The organism is Bradyrhizobium sp. WCU1 (assembly GCF_053474805.1).
Genome location: NZ_CM130280.1, coordinates 5,199,646 through 5,218,235, shown reverse-complemented (window position 1 = coordinate 5,218,235; position 18,590 = coordinate 5,199,646). Strand labels below are relative to the sequence as shown.

The 18,590-nt window shown below is 56.1% G+C and carries 13 protein-coding genes and 2 pseudogenes; 1 reads left to right on the top strand and 14 read right to left on the bottom strand.

What is annotated here, in order from left to right; genetic code table 11:
• Positions 1–58: 58 nt before the first annotated feature.
• From ACTUWL_RS24170 to ACTUWL_RS24115, 12 genes and pseudogenes are all read right to left on the bottom strand, one after another.
• The gene (locus ACTUWL_RS24170; RefSeq protein WP_035651463.1) at positions 59–454 is read right to left on the bottom strand and encodes a response regulator transcription factor; all 396 of its coding nucleotides are present in this window, start codon (positions 452–454) and stop codon (positions 59–61) included.
• Positions 455–629: 175 nt separating this feature from the next.
• Positions 630–1,292 (bottom strand): response regulator transcription factor, encoded by a 663-nt coding sequence (locus ACTUWL_RS24165; RefSeq protein ID WP_035651461.1) that lies wholly within the window; start codon positions 1,290–1,292, stop codon positions 630–632.
• A 563-nt stretch (positions 1,293–1,855) separates the two neighbouring features.
• On the bottom strand, positions 1,856–3,559 hold the full coding sequence (alsS, locus tag ACTUWL_RS24160; protein ID WP_021079053.1) for an acetolactate synthase AlsS: 1,704 nt from the start codon (positions 3,557–3,559) through the stop codon (positions 1,856–1,858).
• Positions 3,540–4,370 (bottom strand): acetolactate decarboxylase, encoded by an 831-nt coding sequence (gene budA / locus ACTUWL_RS24155; protein ID WP_021079052.1) that lies wholly within the window; start codon positions 4,368–4,370, stop codon positions 3,540–3,542. Before budA ends, alsS begins: the two co-directional genes overlap by 20 nt.
• Positions 4,371–4,669: 299 nt before the next feature.
• Entirely contained in the window at positions 4,670–5,524 is an 855-nt protein-coding gene (locus tag ACTUWL_RS24150; RefSeq protein ID WP_106940495.1) for a helix-turn-helix domain-containing protein, read from the bottom strand.
• 524 nt (positions 5,525–6,048) lie between these two features.
• Positions 6,049–7,020 (bottom strand): cytochrome d ubiquinol oxidase subunit II, encoded by a 972-nt coding sequence (cydB, locus tag ACTUWL_RS24145; RefSeq protein WP_021079050.1) that lies wholly within the window; start codon positions 7,018–7,020, stop codon positions 6,049–6,051.
• A 2-nt stretch (positions 7,021–7,022) separates the two neighbouring features.
• Complete coding sequence (locus ACTUWL_RS24140) at positions 7,023–8,429, bottom strand: cytochrome ubiquinol oxidase subunit I (protein WP_021079049.1); 1,407 nt, start codon at positions 8,427–8,429, stop codon at positions 7,023–7,025.
• A 141-nt stretch (positions 8,430–8,570) separates the two neighbouring features.
• Positions 8,571–8,813, bottom strand: a pseudogene (locus ACTUWL_RS24135) (thiamine pyrophosphate-binding protein); the annotation flags it as partial.
• A gap of 648 nt (positions 8,814–9,461) precedes the next feature.
• Positions 9,462–10,970, bottom strand: coding sequence for an ATP-binding protein (locus tag ACTUWL_RS24130; protein WP_021079047.1), 1,509 nt, complete (start codon positions 10,968–10,970; stop codon positions 9,462–9,464).
• The gene (locus ACTUWL_RS24125; RefSeq protein ID WP_021079046.1) at positions 10,967–11,422 is read right to left on the bottom strand and encodes a response regulator; all 456 of its coding nucleotides are present in this window, start codon (positions 11,420–11,422) and stop codon (positions 10,967–10,969) included. The genes ACTUWL_RS24130 and ACTUWL_RS24125 overlap by 4 nt, the downstream gene beginning before the upstream one ends.
• Positions 11,398–12,555 carry a sensor histidine kinase gene (locus tag ACTUWL_RS24120; protein ID WP_021079045.1) on the bottom strand — a complete coding sequence of 386 codons (1,158 nt, stop codon included), beginning with the start codon at positions 12,553–12,555 and terminating at the stop codon, positions 11,398–11,400. Before ACTUWL_RS24120 ends, ACTUWL_RS24125 begins: the two co-directional genes overlap by 25 nt.
• Before the next feature lie 536 nt (positions 12,556–13,091).
• On the bottom strand, positions 13,092–13,790 hold the full coding sequence (locus tag ACTUWL_RS24115) for a sensor histidine kinase (RefSeq protein ID WP_021079044.1): 699 nt from the start codon (positions 13,788–13,790) through the stop codon (positions 13,092–13,094).
• A gap of 928 nt (positions 13,791–14,718) precedes the next feature.
• Here ACTUWL_RS24115 and ACTUWL_RS24110 point away from each other — a divergent pair.
• Positions 14,719–15,043: pseudogene (locus tag ACTUWL_RS24110) on the top strand (oligopeptide/dipeptide ABC transporter ATP-binding protein); the annotation flags it as partial.
• 56 nt (positions 15,044–15,099) lie between these two features.
• Here ACTUWL_RS24110 and ACTUWL_RS24105 read toward each other — a convergent pair.
• Both ACTUWL_RS24105 and ACTUWL_RS24100 read right to left on the bottom strand, forming a co-directional pair.
• Positions 15,100–16,434 carry a c-type cytochrome gene (locus ACTUWL_RS24105; protein ID WP_021079043.1) on the bottom strand — a complete coding sequence of 445 codons (1,335 nt, stop codon included), beginning with the start codon at positions 16,432–16,434 and terminating at the stop codon, positions 15,100–15,102.
• Entirely contained in the window at positions 16,431–18,590 is a 2,160-nt protein-coding gene (locus ACTUWL_RS24100; protein WP_021079042.1) for a xanthine dehydrogenase family protein molybdopterin-binding subunit, read from the bottom strand. Before ACTUWL_RS24100 ends, ACTUWL_RS24105 begins: the two co-directional genes overlap by 4 nt.

Here is an 18,590-nt window from a genome sequence, read left to right as displayed (position 1 = left end):
TGACCGCGAGCCGCGACCTGCTTTCGCAGTGTCGGGCATTCGTCGAGGTTCAATCTAACTACGAGCGCCTGTTATCTGATGCGCTGCGCTTTCTGAGTAAGGCTCTCTGAATGCATGCTAGCAATCTCGTCTCATCGAAGGGCTTAGCAAGAAGATCGACTGCACCCGCCCTCATTGCTCGATCCCTGAGTTGATCCTCGGGAAATGCGGTAATGAAGATGATGGGTGTTTCGTATCCAAGGGTGATCAAATGCTCCTGCAACTCAATTCCGCCCATGCCGGGCATTTCAACATCTGCTATCAGACAAAGCGTGTCATCTGCCCGACGCAACGAGAGATATTCGTGCGCAGACGCAAAGGACTCAGCGCAAAATCCCATGGATCTCAGCAGCCGGACGACCGCAGAGCGCAACGACTCATCGTCATCGATAATCGAAACCGTTTCACCTTTCACGCAAGTACCCTTCCCGAGAACCTACCGGATAAGGGCCGTCCCGCTTCGGCACCGCCGCGATCGCAGGCTAGCACAGGCACTACAGGTCGAAATACGATACTTAGGTTTCGAGATAGTAGCGTATCGGGGACCACTCTTCCGATTCTCGATTGAAGAAATACCGGTGCGATAGCCTTCAGCTTGAGGCTCGATTGCCGGATGGTTTGAACGAAGTAGGTTCGACGCCGAGAGCTTCCGCCATCCTGACCAACTCAGCCGCCGTTCTTGCTCCCATCTTTCTCATAAGATGGCTTCGATGTACTTTTACGGTGATCTCGCTGAGCCCGCACTTGACTGCGATCTGCTTGCTCATCATTCCGCTAGCCACAAGCGTCATGATCTCTCGTTCGCGAGTCGTTAAGGTTTCAAAATTCGTCTTCAACCGGGCAATCGAACGCTCCTTGTCACGCCGGTCCTGATCCCGTCGGATCGCCGCCGCGACTGCATCCAATAGATCCTGGTCACGGAAGGGCTTCTGAAGGAAATCGATCGCGCCTGCCTTCATCGCTCGAACGGTCATTGGAATATCTCCATGACCTGAGATGAACACAATCGGAGTCCGGATATCAGTCTTCGCCAGGTCAGCCTGAAAGTCGAGACCATTCAACCCTGGAAGGCGAACGTCAAGAACGAGGCAGCTCGGTACGTCGGGCCGTAAACTCCCGAGAAACTGCTGCGGCGATGCAAAGGCTTCGACGCGCAATTTTACAGAGAGAAAAAGCCTCGATAGAGCTTGGCGCATCGAGTCGTCGTCATCCACGACGAACACCACGGGCGACTCATCAACAACAGTCTTCATCGACGGTTTGCGCTGCGTCACCTTGTGTTCTCGCGCGGCTGACTATTCCAACGAAGCCCCTTCAGGCTTACGCAGCCCTCATCAGGGTTCAGTCAGCCAATTTAGGCCAAAACGGTATATCCCGCAACACGATTGCCTGCTCGAACAGGTTGCCCTCCTCAAGCACGATTGAGATTCCGCTGTTGCAAGACGTGCGTAGACGACCGGCATGCCTTTGAGAAGGAGGCCGCCTATCACGCTATCGTGCGCCCCAAGTGAGATAGCCCAGTAGACCCGTCTTGCGACCCAATCGCGGGGCGGCGCCAGGCAAAAGATTACAGGGATGGAGGAGGCCGGCAAACCAGTGCGTCGCGAACTCTTCGTTCTCACGCACGACCGCACGCCATCGCCCCGGTTTAGCAATGTTGCGCGCTCATCGGGTCCGCAATCGATGGCGTTGGGTATTGCCGTTACAATCGAGCCATCGCTTTGAAATCACATGATCGCGTTAATCAGCACAACCGGCCTCGATCCCGACCGTCGGCGACTGCCGGCGACCATCTGCTTCGATTCTATCGCTCAGTTCAATGAAAGGTCCCTGCGTGCACCATCTCAAACAGCTTGTGATTGTCGCGATAGTCGACGTGGACACCAATAATGACTGGCCCCTCGGTCTCAAACGCCTTCCTCATAATCGGCGCGATATCATTCGGCTCCTCGATCATGAGGCCCTTCGCACCAAACGCCTCGGCGTACCGAACGTAATCGACAGGGCCTAGATCAACACCAGTGGTCCGGCCGTACTTGAGCTGCTCCTGGACAGCCACCATATTATAGGAGCCATCGATCCAGACCATGTGGACCAGATTCGCGCGCAAGCGCACTGCGGTCTCGAGCTCCATAGCGGAGAAAAGGAAGCCGCCGTCTCCCGATACAGAGAGAATCTTCTCGGCTGGCCTTACGAGGGAAGCGGCGATACCCCACGGAAGCGCTACCCCCAACGTCTGCTGACCGTTGCTGATGAGGACCTGGCGAGGCCGAAAGCTGTAGAGATGTCGTGCAAACCAGAGGTGAAACGATCCAATGTCGAGACAGAGCGTCGTGTCTCCTCCAACGAATTGCTGCAAGTCATGCACCAAACGCATGGGATGGATTGGCGTGCCACCCCGGAGCGCGCTCTCGGTTCTCAGAAATTGCCGCTCGGCCACGATCATATCGAGGACCTCCAACGACAGCGGCGATCTCGTGCTTCGCTTGACTGCTGGCGTTAGCGTCTCCAACGTTTGATCGATACTGCCCGTCAGCTCCACAGTTGGCGAGTAGCAGTTGTCGAGATCAGACGGCAACACGTCGACATGAATAATCGTACGCTTTCGCTTTCCGTTCCAAAGCGACGGCCAGTACTCTACCGGATTGTATCCAATGGTGATCACGAGATCGGCCGCCTCGAGGAGCCGATCCGCCGGCTGGTTCGCGATCTGACCGACGCGCCCTCCGAAATTCTCGAAACTCATTGCTCCTACGGCACCTGCTGATTGGAAAGTACCGACGACAGGCAAGTTTCCCTTGGTCAAGAATGACTGCAAAGCACGGTTGTTGGATGGTTTACTGGCCAACATGCCCAACAGAACCACCGGATTGGACGCCACGTTGATGAGACGTGCAGCCTCCCTGGTTGCATTGGCATCGGCGGGGCCGAGGCCACAAAACGCCGGCACTTCTAAAGGCTCGTGCGCGCACGGAGCGGTCATGATATCCACCGGCAGATTGACGAAAGCAGCGCCAGGCCGCCCAGATTCGGCCGCGCGGAACGCGTTGGCTAGGACCTCACCCAACTGGTCGGGAGCGCCGACCGTCGCACTGAACTTGGTCACTGGCCTCATGATAGAGACAGCATCCAACGTCTGGTGCACTTGCTTCAATGCATCAGACGTCGGTACCGATCCGCCAAGCGCGACGACCGGGTCCCCTTCGGAATTCGCCGTCGCAAGGCCAGTCGTAAGGTTCGAGATGCCTGGGCCAGAGGTCGTGAGTGTCACCCCAGCCTTTCCAGTCATGCGCCCGATACCACCCGCGATAAATGCGGCATTCTGCTCGTGGCGGCAAACGACTGTCTTAATCTTGGAATCGGCAAGAGCATTGAAGACGGTGTCGATCCTGGCTCCGGAGACTCCAAGGACGTGCGTAACGCCTTGAGCTTCAAGAGTTCGAACTACCAGTTCAGCCCCGGTCTGCGCCCTAGTTTCCACCGCTTGGGCTTGGCGGCTTTCAGTGGGCTTGTTCGGCATAAGCGAGCTCCTCGGCTGTGTTCTTGCTAAGATCTGCCTTCAAAAAGGCTTCTGACTCCGGCAGCGCAAGATGAAACTCCGTTAGCGGCTCAAAGCCGAGGTGAAGCGACTTTGCCTCGACATCAAGTAGATGCCCGCCGTGCTGCCGGTCCTTCGAGATGAAGTGATAATGATAACCCGCAACACTAAACGCACTTGAGAAGCCAGGAGACCACAGCCCCACTAAAGTTCCGTCGATGTCCGCGAAACTGAATTCGCTCTGCGTCTTCGCGGCATCGACAAGACGCCCGCCGGACGGAGGCGGATTGACGGCCCGCGTGCGAACACGCGTAAAATGCCCATCCAATCGCATTGCGTAGAAGATGTTTCCAGAGCTGCGAAACTTGTCGCAGCAGATTTCCAACTCTTTGAAGCTTGCCACAGGCCCAATGTCGGCCTCGGCGTCTGGGTGAAAGCGCGTGACCACCGCGAAAGGTGCGCCAGCGCCCGCAGTCGCTTCCGATACTCGTCCGCTGCCCAGAACTTGAAACGCTCGGCCATCAAGCACGACCAATTCGCCATCCAAGTGCGCGAAAGTGCCCAGCCCGAAATCTCCATGCTCCAGGATCGATCGGACGCTAACTTCTCGATCGAAAACGCCTGCCACCAAGGCACCTGATATCGAGACCTGGAACAGCGTATGGATCGATACGCCAAGGAATTCTGATAAGGCAGCTGTTACGACAGACGACAAAGGTCGACCGATCCTTGCCACCTCAGCGTCCAGGGCCATTTTCAAGGACAGAGGAATATTCGTTGTCAGATCGGCCATTCGATTCCTCGCATTTGGTCGGCAGAAGTCTTGCATATCGATGCTGCGCTTTATGTTCTTCCGAGATGGACGCATTTTTCTTCCAAAGCACGTCGTTGCGGGCCAACGCGTGCGCAAAATACTTTTCACGATGAATCACCTTGAGTCGTCGACGCCGCGGCTGCACCACCGAATGTCTCCGCACCGATAGTGGGACGCCTGTTGAGCGACGGCTCAACCGTTTGGCATATGCTTTGGTGGGCAGCGGCGGAGCTGAAAAAGATGCGGCTCTTGAACTCCAGCTCATAGGCGGAGTACGCCTATTTTTCGGCAACACCGTTCAAGCGGCGCGCACTTCGCCATTGATACGGCGTATTATTCATGAAGCGTTTGAACACGCTAGTGAAGTGGGCCTGAGTACGAAAGCCTACAGTCAAGGCGATCTCGGCAAGAGACAGATCGGTTTGGCTCAGAAGATGCTCGGCCCGCCGTATTCGCTGACGAAGCAGATAGTCGTGAGGACGCATTCCAGTGGCTGCTCGAAATTGCGACGCGAAGTGCATTCGACTTAGTCCAGCGGCTGCAGCAATATCTTGCAGCGAGATCTTATCGGTCAAATGACTATCAATGTATTCGAGAACCCGCTTGAGGCGCCATCTCTGCAGCGCGCGACTTGGCCGGCAGGGCGCGCCTGCTTCAATGTTCTCTTCATCGGGATATCCCGAATTGAAGTGCAGTCCGACCATCCTGGCTACGATAGCAAGCCGCAATGCATCTGCTTGTATGCCGGCATCGCCACTTTCCATTGCCTGAGTGGTCCTAAGAGCGTCTGACAGCCTGACTACAACTGGATCATTGCTATCGTCTGCTAACACGTCATAGAGGACCGATGGCATGGCCATTCCGCCCAATTTGGCAACGTTGCGAGCGGCGATCGCCAACACCACATTCAGGTGCTGAAAAGCGAGCGTAATGCCTTGGCTGTCATCGCGAATTTTGCCAGACTTCCGTTCATCGGCAAGGCCGCTGAAGTGCAGAGACTCCTCCTTTTCCGCCGGCGGAAGGACCGCGCCCATGTCAACTCTCTCGCGCGAGAGAGTGAACTCGCCTAGGGCTATGGGTACTGGTTGCATTTTGAACGATCCTCTCTTGTTGTCGCCAACAGTCAGAACCATCCAAGCGCACCCAGCATCGCTCGATATCTCAGCATCAGCCGAAGACAGGTCCTAACCGTCTGAGACTACAATAAAGAGCAGATGCCGTTTTGCGCCATTCTACAGGTGAGTCGGCGTTCGAAACCTTGGTATCTATCGCCGCCCACTCGCGAAATCGGTCTTAGAACGTGGGAATGGCGCACCGAACTCTTCGGTCGAACCCAAGACGGTCGATAGTCCGAGTTGGACCGCGTCCCAGCCAGGCTGTGGTTTGCCGTGAGAGATCAATTTCCCGGTCTGTTCAAGTTTTCCACACTCAGCAAGTCCACGCAGGATCGACGCTTTGGTACGTTTGCATGCTCTACGCGCGCAGCGCGAGCTTCGGACGGAAGGTCCAGTTCAGCCGGACTGCGCGGTTCATTCCGTTCACAAAACTCAGCCTGTGAACGTAGGCATGGAAAGACACGGGCGAGACGACCCTCCGACGTGTCGTCTCGCCATCCTTGATACAAGATACCGGGCGATTTCAACGCGATTTCAGCACCTCAAGTCTGAATTCGGCCCCTGAACACCCGAAAAGAAACGACAGTGTAGACCAGCATTAATGGAAACACGAACAAGCCCGCACCCCAGAACATGAAGGCGAGACTCGCATGCGGCGCAGCAGCATCACGAATAGTGATCTCAAACGGTATCATGTAAGGCCAGAACGAGAGGGCTAGCGTGGCGAACGCTGCCACGAACACCAGCGCTACCATGTGGAAAGGCCAATAGTCATCGTGATGCTTGACGCTTCGCGCGAGAACGCCGGCCGCGATTGCACCAATCGCGGGAAAAATGAAAAGATAGGGCCGCTCGAGCCATCGATGAAGAATGGTCAAGTGTTCAAAGAGAGCGTGTATGAAGACGACTATAAGAAACACCGTCATTGCGATGGCGAGCACGCAGATATGACGGCGCGCAACATCACGAACTTCGCGGTCGCACTTTCGGACAAGCCAACAGGCACCAAGCAAACCATAACCAAAGCAAAGTCCAACACCGCATATGACTGAGAACGCCGAGACCCAGCCGAACGTCCCGCCGGAATACTGCCCATTTGTGAACGATAGTCCTTCGACCAAAGCGCCAACCATGGCCCCCTGCGCAAACGCTGCAACTAAAGATCCGCCCGTAAGGCTCATATCCCATATCCAGCGCGTGCCCTCTCCCTGATTGCGAAACTCGAACGCGACTCCGCGCAAGATCAACCCCAGCAGCATGACAATGACTGGCAAGTAGAATGCCGACAGCAGAGTAGCGTAAACGACTGGAAACGCTCCCCAGAGAATGACCCCGGATACCACCAGCCAAGTCTCGTTTCCGTCCCAGACGGGCTCGATTGCACGTAACATCTGACTGCGATGGTTCACGTTGGCCGTGGCACCGCATAAGATTCCCACGCCGAGGTCAAACCCGTCGAGCAACAGGTAAATCAAAGTGCTGATGGACAGAACCGCAACCCAGAACATCACCATCATCATTCTCCTGCTTTCAACTCGGAACGGGCACCAGACCCTTGACCAAATACGGTGGAGATGCCCGACGGGGCGCCATATGGCGTTTCAGCGGCAACAGCATGCGGACCGGCGCGCAACAACCTATAGATGTAGTAAACGCCGAATGAGAATATGAAGACATAGGCAGCACCGAACAGCACCAGCGTCGCGAAGGCCGCCTCTGCCGTCAAAAATGGTGTGACAGCCTGCGATGTGCGCAGAACTCCATAGACCGTCCACGGCTGCCGGCCAATTTCCGCCGTATACCAGCCCGTGAGGATCGCAATGAATGGTAGTGGGAAGTTGAGAAAGATGAGCCAGAGCACAGCTCGGCTGCCTTCGAGCCTGCGCTTGAACGCGAGGTAACAGCCGAACCAGGAAAGCACGAGCATGATCATGCCACAGCCGACCATGATCCGAAATGCAAAGAACGGAGCAAGGACAGGCGGCCTGTCCTGAGCCGGAAAGCTCGTCAATCCGACTTCCTTCGACGAGAGACTCATGCTCGCGATGATGCTACCGAGGACCGGGATCCGAATTTCGTATCGATTGGTCTCCGTTGCCGGATCCGGCAAAGCGAGCAGCACCTCGCTTGCTGGCTGTTCGTCATGCCAGCGCGCTTCGATAGCGGCGAACTTTGCCGGCTGATGCTGATGGACGTAGTCACCGACCAAATGTCCGAACAGGAGTTGAATGGGGATGAGCACTGCCGCGAGTCCAAGACCCATGTGCACCATCACCCGCGCTTCGGTGAGGTGGATGGAGCGCAGCAGATACCAAGCGCCTGTTGCGGCCACACAGAATGCACTGGTCAGATACGCAGCGAGCAGCATGTGGACGAAGCGGACGAGGACCACCCAATTGAAAATGATCTTCGACCAGCTTTCAGGAACGAATACGCCGTTCTCTACGGCGTAGCCCACCGGGACCTGCATCCAACTGTTGTTGGTCATGATCCAAAATGCCGACAACGTCGTTCCAAGCGATACCATTGCTGCTGAGAGGAGGTAGAACCACGCTGGCACTCGGCTACGGCCGAACATCAGGATGCCGAAAAAGCTCGCCTCCAACATGAAGGCCGTGAACGTCTCATATGACAACAGCGGCCCTTGGATCGGCCCGCTCATCCTAGACAGTTCGCTCCAATTCGTTCCGAACTGGAATCCCATAACGATGCCCGACACCACGCCCATCCCGAACGCAACACCGAATATCCTGAGCCAAAACTCGAAAAGAACGCGATATGCTCTACGGCCCGTACGAATGTGCAGTGCCTCAAGCAGGGTAAGCCAGGCAGCCAAGCCGATCGTAAAGGCCGGAAATATTATGTGAAACGAAATCGCGAATCCGAACTGAATGCGCGAGAGGAGCAATGCCGTAGGATCCATGGGAGAACTTTCCTTTGTTCACGACCACAGATTGGTTTTGGCTAGATCAACGAGATGCTCGCCGCGACCGTTGAACAGCGCCTTCAACATGTAGAGCGAGAAGCTCTTTGCCATGTCGAGCGTAATGGCTGGCGGTGCGGGAAGACGTAAATTTCCTCGACCGCAACTTCCGGCGCAGACAGCGAGCTCTCCCGTCAAGTGAGCTTCCGCACCCGCTGCGAAGGCTGCCGCTTCCTGGTGGCGCATGCGACCACACTCGATCCTGCCGTCGCGCCGGATCGCGCCCGTCAATCCGTTCAGGCTGTCGCCGACGATTCCGCAGATTCGCCTAACGCCTGCTGCCGTGAGGTTCTCTACGAACATCTCTGCAACCTTCGCGAACATAGCGACCTCTCCTTGTTTTCGGCGATGACGTGAGTTCAATCGCAACGCCGTGCGATCGCGTCCCTAAAGGCCTGCAAGCCTATGAGAGTTTCGTGCCCTGGGCTTCTTCGAAAGAACGGCTTTTGCGGACATACACGTTCTGTCCGCAATTCAATGACGCGACCGCAACATCGCGCAAGCAAGCGATCATTCCTCGTCTCACATAGACGACGGACGTACGAACGCGGGCGGCAGACACGTCGCTAGACAGAATCAGCTTGTTGCAATCCAGATGAGGCTAGCTCACATACTTGCAGCGGCCGCTTGGCGAGCTAACAGCTCGTAGAAATCGCCTCGCAAGTAAAGAGATCTGATCGAAGATATCTGAGCGCTACAATCAGGCTCTGTCGAAGGACGCGGAGCCATCAACCGTCTCCGTCATCACGGGCGTCTCGCTAGTCGAGGACGCACTCGACATCCGAAGATGATCTCGGTGCCCCTCCAACGAGGCGGACTCCCGCAAATAACCGCGGCCCGTCGAACGGCCCGCCGACCGACAAGCATTCCTGGCCCGGCAGCAGACCGAGGTATCGAAGAATCAATCGCTCGAGTTCGTCGCGATGCTTTGAGATGACAAGGACGGGGACGCTTGGCCGAAATTCCGGAGGATCACCCCCCTCCCTTGTTACTGGGCAACGTAAACCGGAGAATTGCGCCCTGATCCCCGTTTGCAGATGCCCACAAATGGCCGCCGTGGGACTCAACAATACGCCGACTGATGGCTAATCCCATGCCAGTACCTTGCGCCTTTGTCGAGAAGAACGGCTTAAAAATGTGCTCAGGCTCGCCAGCCGGAAGTCCACAGCCAGTATCACTCACCGATATCAGCAATTGACCATCATGAGTCATCCCCGACTCCACCTTCAGTTCACCACCGGTCCCCTGCATGGCTTCGATGCCGTTTAACATCAAATTCATCAGCACTTGTTGTAGCTGGACGCGATCCGCCAACGCGTCGGGAACAGTTGAATCGAGCTCGTTCCGCAATAGGACGAGACAGCGTCTCGCAGCCGGGTCAAGGACACCGGTCATCTCTCGAACCAAAGCGTTGACGTTGACCAATTCCCGCTCTGATCTTCCATGACCATAGAGAGCGCGCACCCGCCCAATAATGTCAGTCGCGAACGATAAGCTCGTCATTACGGCCTCGGCGGCTGCGCGCGCTTCATTGATGTCAGGCGTATGTGCGAGCAGCCACTGTCTGCACGCCTTGGCATTAATGATTCCAGCCGCGATCGGCTGCTGTACTTCATGCGTTAGTGCCGCAGCTAACTCTCCCATCATGTTGACGCGATTCATCTGGGCAAGTTCATGACGCAATCGCTCGCGCTCGAGTTCCGCACGTCTGAAGTCGTCGATATCAGTCAAAATTCCGTACCATTTGAGAATCCTACCCTGCTCATCGTGCAGTGGCACCGCGCGCACGAGAAACCATCGGTAGTCACCCTCCGCACTACGATGACGCGCCTCGTTCTCGAATGGCTCGCCGCTTCTCATCGACTGCTGCCATTTGACGATATGTTCAGAAAGGTCATCCGAGTGAATCGCCGATTGCCAACCCGCGCCCGCCGTCTCCTCGACGGTCAATCCAGAGTACTTGACCCACCGGTGGTTTATCCAAATACCTCGTCCATCGGGCTCAGCCGTGAATGCTATTGAAGGTATTGTATCGATGATGCCGCGAAGCTCTGCTTCGCTCCGGCGCAACGCGTCCTCGGCTGCTCGCCGTGCGGCCCGATCGCTAGCCTCACGCAGCGCACGCTGAACAGCTGGGATGAGTCTCGACAGCCGGCTCTTCAACACATAGTCGGTGGCGCCGACTTTCAGAGCTTCAATAGCCGCTTCTTCGCCGAGAGTACCAGAAACGAAGATGAACGGTAGGCCGGGGTGGACACTCATCGCCAAATGCAATGCGGACAGTCCGTCGAACGACGGAAGCTTGTAGTCGGAGAGGATCAAGTCTGAGTTGCCGACATCTTGGAGCGCCGTCAAGAACTCCGCGCGGCTCTGGATACGGATCACATGACACCTAAAGTGCTCGGCAAGCAGCGCTTCGATCAGATCAGCGTCGTTTGGATCGTCCTCAAGCAGTAGGATTTTCACGGTCCGCGTACTCATAGGGCTTTCTTTGCACTTCCGGGGGGAGGCTGGTTCACGATCCCCCAGAACAATCCGAGTTCCTTAACCGCATCCACAAACTCGTGAAAATCGACTGGCTTGACCACGTATGCGTTTACACCAAGCTGGTAGCTATCCAACACGTCCTTTTCTTCGTGCGATGAGGTGAGCACGACCACCGGAATCATCTTGAATTGTTCGTCGGACCTAATCTTCTGCAATACCTCCAGACCGTTGACTTTCGGCAACTTCAGATCCAATAGGATCACTGCCGGATTGCCTTCGGCTCGCGAAGCAAAACCCTCTCGACGACAAAGATAGTCCAGCGCCTCCTTGCCATCTCGAGTGACAACAACCTCGTTGGCGAGCTTGTATTCGTCGAGAGCCGTGAACGTCAACTCAACGTCTCTCGGGTCATCGTCTACGATCAGAATTCGCCTGAGTTCGCGCATGATGCGTCTATCGCCCTTTCCACTGGACACTTTTCCCTTGGCAGCGAAACATAGAACGTCGCCCCACGATCAACCGCCCCTTCTGCGCGCACTGATCCGCCATGCCGCTGGGCGATACGCTGAACGGTTGCCAAGCCAATTCCTGTGCCTTCGAACTCGTCAGTCCGATGCAGGCGCTGAAACACCCCAAATAATTTTCCCGCGTATTCCATATCGAATCCAACACCATTGTCCTTCACATAGATCTCCACCGAAGTCGCACTCCCCTCCAATGCGCCCACTTCGATTCTCGCCGGCTTTCGAAGGCTCGAAAACTTTACTGCATTGGAAAGCAAGTTCAGCATGACTAGCTTTAGAAGTGAGCGGTCTCCATGGCAGGCGGGAAACGCGCCAACCTCCCAGTGGATGTCTCGGCCATTCGTCTGCTGCTTAACTTCCGCAATCGCTTCCGTGATCAACCCTTGTAGATCAACGGTAGCCATCCTGCTTTCCGTTCGCCCTATTCTGGAGAACGTCAAAAGGTCGTCGATCAAGCTGCCCATTCTCTTTCCAGCATCGAAGATCGTCTCGACATACTTCTGGCCTTTCTCGTCCAGCGAACTCGACGCATGTTTGCGTAATAATTCCGAAAACCCGACAAGATGACGCAGCGGCGCGCGGAGGTCGTGCGAAACGGAATAAGTAAACGACTCTAGCTCCTTGTTAGCCGCAGCCAGTTCCGACGCGCGCAACGTCAACTCCTGATTTAACCTACGTATCTCACCCTCCCGCCGCTGGCGCTGATCGAGCTCGATCTGGAGGCGGTCGCGCGCTTGACGAAGGCTTTCTTCGCTGCGTCGACGGACGCTGCTGAAGAACGTCACTGTTACTGCGGAAAGCACGAAGATCACGAAATAGGGCAAGTCTTGTCCAGATACGTAGAATGTATAGATTGGTTCGACAAACAGGTAGTTGAAGGTCGCTGCAGCTAACACAACGGCAACTGCAGCGGGACCACTGCCCGCGTACCAAGTGACGATTCCAATCGCGAGTACGAGAGCCGGCAGCTCTGCGTCACGCAAATCGTATGATTGCAGTACCAACGCGACAGCAGTCACAATAAGTATCGACGTGACGGCGAAGACATAACGCATGACTGACGACCTAGGCAGCCGAAAGTCTTTTATCTTATGTATCACTTCCGATCACCCACGGCACGCCGCGGCCACAAGATGTAAGCGCCGAGGCCTGAGCGACACCGATGATTGCGATCATTGCACACTTTGTGTCCTATCGCCTACTCGGCTAATTTGTCCCTCGGACGGCTTAGTGCGCAGTCCTGGTGTCAGCGCAAGCGCTTCAGCTCGGTAAACAATACATCAACAACAGGGATGACCGACTTCAAAGCGGCCACCTTATTTCCAAATCGCATGATCAGGACACTGCGCCACGGCATAGAGCGTAAGTTACGGCTCTGAGGTGATCGTCGTGTCTCTCTCGTCTATTCTCGGCACGTGTGCCGGATCGTAATCGAGGTGCAGCAATGTCTTGGATCAGTGAGCCGTGCGCGGCCCATATCGACCCTAGGATGGCGCACGCCGCCCGTTTCGTTGATTGAACCCACGCCGGATACCAAACAAGGCTCCTAGCTGAAATGCCTCGGGTCGATCGGCACTGCCGTGCCGACGACCTAGCCGAGGAGTATCCGCCCTACATCTGCTCCTGCGGGGCAAGCCTCAGCATTGTAGGTCATCGGAAAAATCACGGTCGAGCTAGTTCCCTGAGGTCCAGATTTCACGTCGATTGTTCCATGTAAGCGAGAGACAAGAGCTGCAACGATCCGCAGTCCTCGGCCAGGCACAGCGCCTGGATGAGCCACGCCATTGTCACTGATCCGGCATGCGATCATGTTACTCGTCGTGAACAGTTCCAGATCGATTTTACCCGTACCGCTCAGGAACGCGTGCCGCGCAGAATTCGTAATTAGCTCAAACACGATCATTCCCAATAGCCAGCAACGTTCGGAAGTGATCCACACGGGACAGAGAGACAATGCCAGCTCAATCTTCCGGCTCTCAAGCTTCGAACGACAGAGAGCCTTACACAGCTTTTGAAGGTAGCTCGTCAGTTCGACAGTCGTGCTGCACTCCGGCATCTGCAACGAGTGATGGACACTAGCGTAGCCTTGAAGCCGATCCTGCACGGCAGCAAGCGTCGCTTGCACCTCACTGTTTTGACTACGCTTTGCCGCGAGCGAAATAAGACTGATGGCTGACGACAACTCATTGTTTATTCGGTGACTGAACTCGCGCAGTAGCAGATGGTCCGATACGGATCCGTTCTCAGGACGCGCAACTCTCGCCGAGCCGGTTTGCTCACCAAACCCCATCTAATCACCTCTTCACGTTCTAAATCGGTCAACGATCGTGCGGCCAACTGCCGCTCGACCCCTTGGTGCGCATCCAAGGGTGGGTTTCTATAGCAAGGCGTCATTTCTCGGTCTTTCCAAGGGCGAGACGCAATTCCGCGATTGCACGTCCACACCTTTGGCGATCGCTACCAAAGCGGGGCAACCCGCGACGGCTTAGTGGGTGCGGCCAAGTATCGGGTCCCTAGCGACAATGCCATTCGCCTGACGAAAGCCTCAGCGCAAGACCGCGCCACAATGCTAAACTGACTGCGATCACTAGCTCAGCTCCTGCGCGGGATATGCTGTAGTATGAGGCCGAAAAATATCGCTCGCGATTTCCGCACCCCAAATTCGGAGCTACCTAGTAGCCCCGCCAACCACGCAGCTAGGCGCGCTCAACTCTAGAATTGAGCGGCACTACGGACGAAAGGTCACAAGCGTGACGATCAAAAGTTTGATGTAGCCAATGAAGCTGGGTGCTGAGGCCATATTATGCGTGAGTCGAGATCCACCTGACTGCTGATAGAAGGCCAATCATGCGAGTTCAATAGTTCCAGTCGGATGTGAAATACTCTCCATGCGATCCAATATAGACAAGACGATGAGGGCTACCCCCAGCCCTTTGCCAGGCTCGAACGCGCTTCCTCCCACCGTCGAGCCGACTGGGCCGTCCGCTCCCCCCCAGCGGGCGGCCCATTTTTTGGCCAACCGCTTGATCGGCATTTGCCGTGTCGGCAGCGACCTTCGTAAGCGAATGTGGGACTCTCTCCAGGCTACGCATTATTTAGTTCCGTTCCTCTAACCCGCGAAGCCTACCTGTCAAGTTGAGGAGTCCTCAGGACTCTGCTCGCTGCCTCTCAATGCGTCCCCTATGTATTCCGGACCGCCAGAGGACGAATCCTTTGCAGCTATTGTGGAACATATGACGCATCGCGTCGCGGTGATGTATCTAGGAAAATTTGTTGAAGTCTTGAAGTCGCAACTAGGCGGCAGATATTTTCAAAGCCTCGCCATCCCTACACTCTGGCACTGCTGTCGGCCGTGCCGGTGCCCGAACCTGATGCAGCACGGAAGCGCATCGCTTGGGCGGCGATGTGCCCAGTCCGATGAGTCCTCCGAGTGGCTTCCGGTTCAGCACTCGTTGCCCTTTCGCGTTCGATTGCTGCCAGCAGGAGGAGCCGTCGCTACAGGCGGATGAAGATGACCGAACCGTCGCGTGCCACCTATACGATCTGCCCGACGCTCACACGCTTCGTACAGCGCAGCTTGGCGGCACTATACGTCGGCATCAATTGGCTTTCCGCTGGCGAACCATTTCGGCAGTAACAAGACCAGGCTTTCCGCCAAAGTGAGCAATGACGTAGTTTGATACCGCGGCGAGCTCTTCCGCGGAATATGCTTTGCCAAACGGCGGCATATATGCCCTGACTTTACCCGAAGCTAGGTCTGCACCCGTGAGCAGTATCTGTATCAAGTTAGTACCTGTAGGGTCGTTAACAGTCTGGCTACCTGCGAGCGCGGCGTACGATGTTTGCTGTCCATTGCCGTTCCACTGATGGCAACTTGCACATGCGCCCTCGAATATTCGTCGTCCCAACCCGTCTGCATCTTCTTCAATGCCCGGTCCCCAGGGGCTTGATACCGCCATCGCTGGCGAGGAGAGGCTGATCTCGGACCCTCGCTGCCCTAATTGCGGTGAGATCCGCTTTAAGTATGCCACCAGTGCGTCAACATCCCCAGATGCCAGATACTGCAGGCTGTCGGCCACCGCCTCTCCCATAGGCCCGCCCGCGGATCCCCTGTTCGCCGCGTGCCCACTGCTTAGGTATTCGGCGAGAGCATTATCGCTCCAGCCGCCGACGCCGAAGCGTTGATCCGAGCTAATGTTGTAAGCACGCCATCCTTCGACGATGGCCCCTGCGAATTTCTTAGAGTTGTCAAGGGCGAACGCCATGTTCCTCGGGGTGTGACATTCGCCACAATGACCGAGTGCCGATGCCAAATACGCTCCACGATTTTCTCTATCGTTCAAGCTCGGGTCCGGTCGGAATCGTCTGTCTTTGAGGAATAGGAGATTCCATATCGCCATTGACCAACGTTGGTTAAAGGGAAACGATAGACTGTTGGCTCGTGGTGGCGCGTGAACCGCCGGAAGGCTGAACAAATATGCCTTGATTGCGACAGCATCTTCACGCCTCATCGCGGTGTACGACGTGTATGGAAATGCTGCGTAAAGATAGGTTCCATCCTTTGCAATTCCGCGGTGGAGCGCACGTACAAAATCATTGTCGCTCCACGACCCGATCCCAGTCTCTCGATCCGGAGTAATATTAGTCGAATAGATTGTCCCAAACGGAAGGCGAAACGCGACCCCGCCAGAGAATGGCGCGCGACCAGGTGCACTATGGCAGGCGACGCAGTCCGCTGCTCGCGCGAGGTACTCTCCCTTCGCAATCAAGGCAGGTGACGACTCGACGTCGGCTGCAACGACTTCAGGATCACGATCGAGCAGACGCCACGTCAGACCGGCACATAGCGCCGCAATGATGGCAATTGCGAATGCCCCCATGACGCGCAAGGCCCGACCTTTCCTGCCAAAGCTGTCCCAGAATCTGATGTTCATTGTGTCTGGGCCACCTGCTGTGCGAACGGAATACGGCGCAGACGCCGACCAGTCGCAGAATAGATCGCATTCGCCAGTGCCGGTGCCGCCGCCACGGTACCCGTCTCCCCGATCCCACCGATTGGAGCATCAGGATTGTTCACTAGATGGACCGATATTTCAGGCGCTTGGTTCATGCGAAGCATGCGATAGTCATTGAAGTTGCTCTGATCGACCCGACCATTCGTAACCGTAATCTCGCCGTAAAGTGCCATGGTCAGGCCGAAGATCATCCCTCCTTCCATTTGTGCTTCAATGATATTCGGGTTGACGACTGGGCCACAATCTACGGCAATGTGCACACGTCTTAGCCGTATTTCACCTCCGGAGATCTCCGCCTCAAGCACCGAGGCAACATGAGTATTGAAGGAGAATTGCAGCGCAACCCCCCTGCCCCAGCCCTTGGGAAGCGGCTTCCCCCATCCGGACTTCTCAACAGCGAGATCAAGCACCGAGCGGCCGCGAGAATTCTTTTTTAGAAACTTGCGCCGAAAGTCGACCGGATCCTGGGATGCAGCCGCAGCAAGCTCGTCCATCAAGCTTTCCACGACGAATACGTTGTGCGTCTGACCAACGCCGCGCCACCATAGCGTGTCGAATACGCGAGGTTCGCAACGAACGTAGTCGACCAGAGTTGCTGGTAGTTCGTACGGGGTTTCGGTGGCCCCTAAGACGGCGTCTGGATCAAGATGGCCGTCCTTCTGCATTCTGGATGGACGCCATCGGGCCGCGACGGACGATCCGGTCACACGATGGGTCCATCCGGAGATATTGCCTTGTGCGTCGAGCCCCGCAGAGACCCTATCGTAGTAATAGGGTCGATACAGGTCGTGCTGGATGTCCTCTTCGCGAGTCCAAATCAATTTTACCGGATACGGGAGTTGCTTTGCAATTCGTGCTGCCTGATGGATCGAGTCTACGTCGAGACGACGACCGAACCCTCCACCTAAATACTGATTATGAATGTTGATCGACTCTTGGGGCAAACCGGTAACGAGCGCGACGGCAAGTTGCGCGCGAACCGGGACCTGTGTGCCCACCCACACATCCGCACCATCGGCTCGAATGTGTATCGTCGTATTGATCGGCTCCATTGGAGCGTGGGCCAGAAAGGGAAGTTGGTACACAGCATCGATCCGTGTGACGCTACCCGCAATGGCGGAGACAGGGTCTCCCTCTTGTTTTGCCACGACGCCCGGCTGCCGGGACGCAGTGTCCAAGTCCTTGATCAGATCTTCCGTTGATACACTCTTGTTCGGTCCCTCATCCCAATGGGGATTTGCGGCGGCCAGGCCTTGCGTTGCAGCCCACATGTTGTCGCCGATTACCGACACCAAATCATCAAGGCGAACGACGTCGCGGACACCGGATACGCGCTTGGCCGCGGCTTCGTCGATAGAAACAAGGCGACCACCCCTGACAGGACAGGCAGCAACTGTCCCGATCTTCATTCCAGGGACCTTGATATCAATTCCGAAAGTCGCCGTCCCGTTAGCCTTTGCCGCACTATCCAGTCGGTGAGCCGATGAGCCTATCAGCCTAAACTCTGATGCTGGCTTGAGCGGCACATTGTCCGGAACGGGCTGTCGCGCCGCATCTTCCGCGAGTTCCCCATACGAGGCGCTGCGTCCGCTTGCGGAATGGGTGACCATCCCTTGTCGCGCTACGCAATCCTCGAAGACAACCCCCCACCGCTTTGCGGCCGCCATGATCAGCATAACTCGAGCGGTTGCACCCGCCTGGCGAAGTGGAATCCAACTACTCCTCGTTGATGCAGACCCGCCGGTTTCCTGCTGGCCCAGGATCGGGTCGGTGTATAGCGCCTCATTAGCCGGAGCCGCCAGCGCTTCGATCTGATCAAGACGCACCTCGAGTTCCTCTGCGATCAGCATGGCGGCCGCCGTGTAGATACCTTGGCCCATCTCGACACTGCGCATAATGAAGCTGATGGCTCCTCTTCCATCAATGCGAATGAACGCATTCGGAGAAAATTCGCCGCCATCCACTAAACGTTCAGATCCATACGCGAACTCGGGAAGGCGCATTTCGAGGAGAAGCCCCCCGCCGATGGCTACTCCAGCTCGTAACACCGACCGACGAGAAATTTCACTTATCAT

Excerpts from the sequence above, each read along its gene's own strand:
- ACTUWL_RS24120 (WP_021079045.1), bottom strand. The coding sequence starts at position 12,555 with ATGCGTTATGTCTTCGCCGTCACGTCGATACTTATTGTGACTGCTGTC.
- ACTUWL_RS24100 (WP_021079042.1), bottom strand. The coding sequence starts at position 18,590 with ATGATAAGTGAAATTTCTCGTCGGTCGGTGTTACGAGCTGGAGTAGCC.
- ACTUWL_RS24125 (WP_021079046.1), bottom strand. The coding sequence starts at position 11,422 with ATGCGCGAACTCAGGCGAATTCTGATCGTAGACGATGACCCGAGAGAC.
- budA (WP_021079052.1), bottom strand. The coding sequence starts at position 4,370 with ATGGCCGATCTGACAACGAATATTCCTCTGTCCTTGAAAATGGCCCTG.
- ACTUWL_RS24165 (WP_035651461.1), bottom strand. The coding sequence starts at position 1,292 with ATGAAGACTGTTGTTGATGAGTCGCCCGTGGTGTTCGTCGTGGATGAC.
- ACTUWL_RS24150 (WP_106940495.1), bottom strand. The coding sequence starts at position 5,524 with ATGGTTCTGACTGTTGGCGACAACAAGAGAGGATCGTTCAAAATGCAA.
- ACTUWL_RS24105 (WP_021079043.1), bottom strand. The coding sequence starts at position 16,434 with ATGAACATCAGATTCTGGGACAGCTTTGGCAGGAAAGGTCGGGCCTTG.
- alsS (WP_021079053.1), bottom strand. The coding sequence starts at position 3,559 with ATGCCGAACAAGCCCACTGAAAGCCGCCAAGCCCAAGCGGTGGAAACT.
- ACTUWL_RS24115 (WP_021079044.1), bottom strand. The coding sequence starts at position 13,790 with ATGGGGTTTGGTGAGCAAACCGGCTCGGCGAGAGTTGCGCGTCCTGAG.
- ACTUWL_RS24130 (WP_021079047.1), bottom strand. The coding sequence starts at position 10,970 with ATGAGTACGCGGACCGTGAAAATCCTACTGCTTGAGGACGATCCAAAC.
- ACTUWL_RS24140 (WP_021079049.1), bottom strand. The coding sequence starts at position 8,429 with ATGGATCCTACGGCATTGCTCCTCTCGCGCATTCAGTTCGGATTCGCG.
- cydB (WP_021079050.1), bottom strand. The coding sequence starts at position 7,020 with ATGGTGATGTTCTGGGTTGCGGTTCTGTCCATCAGCACTTTGATTTAC.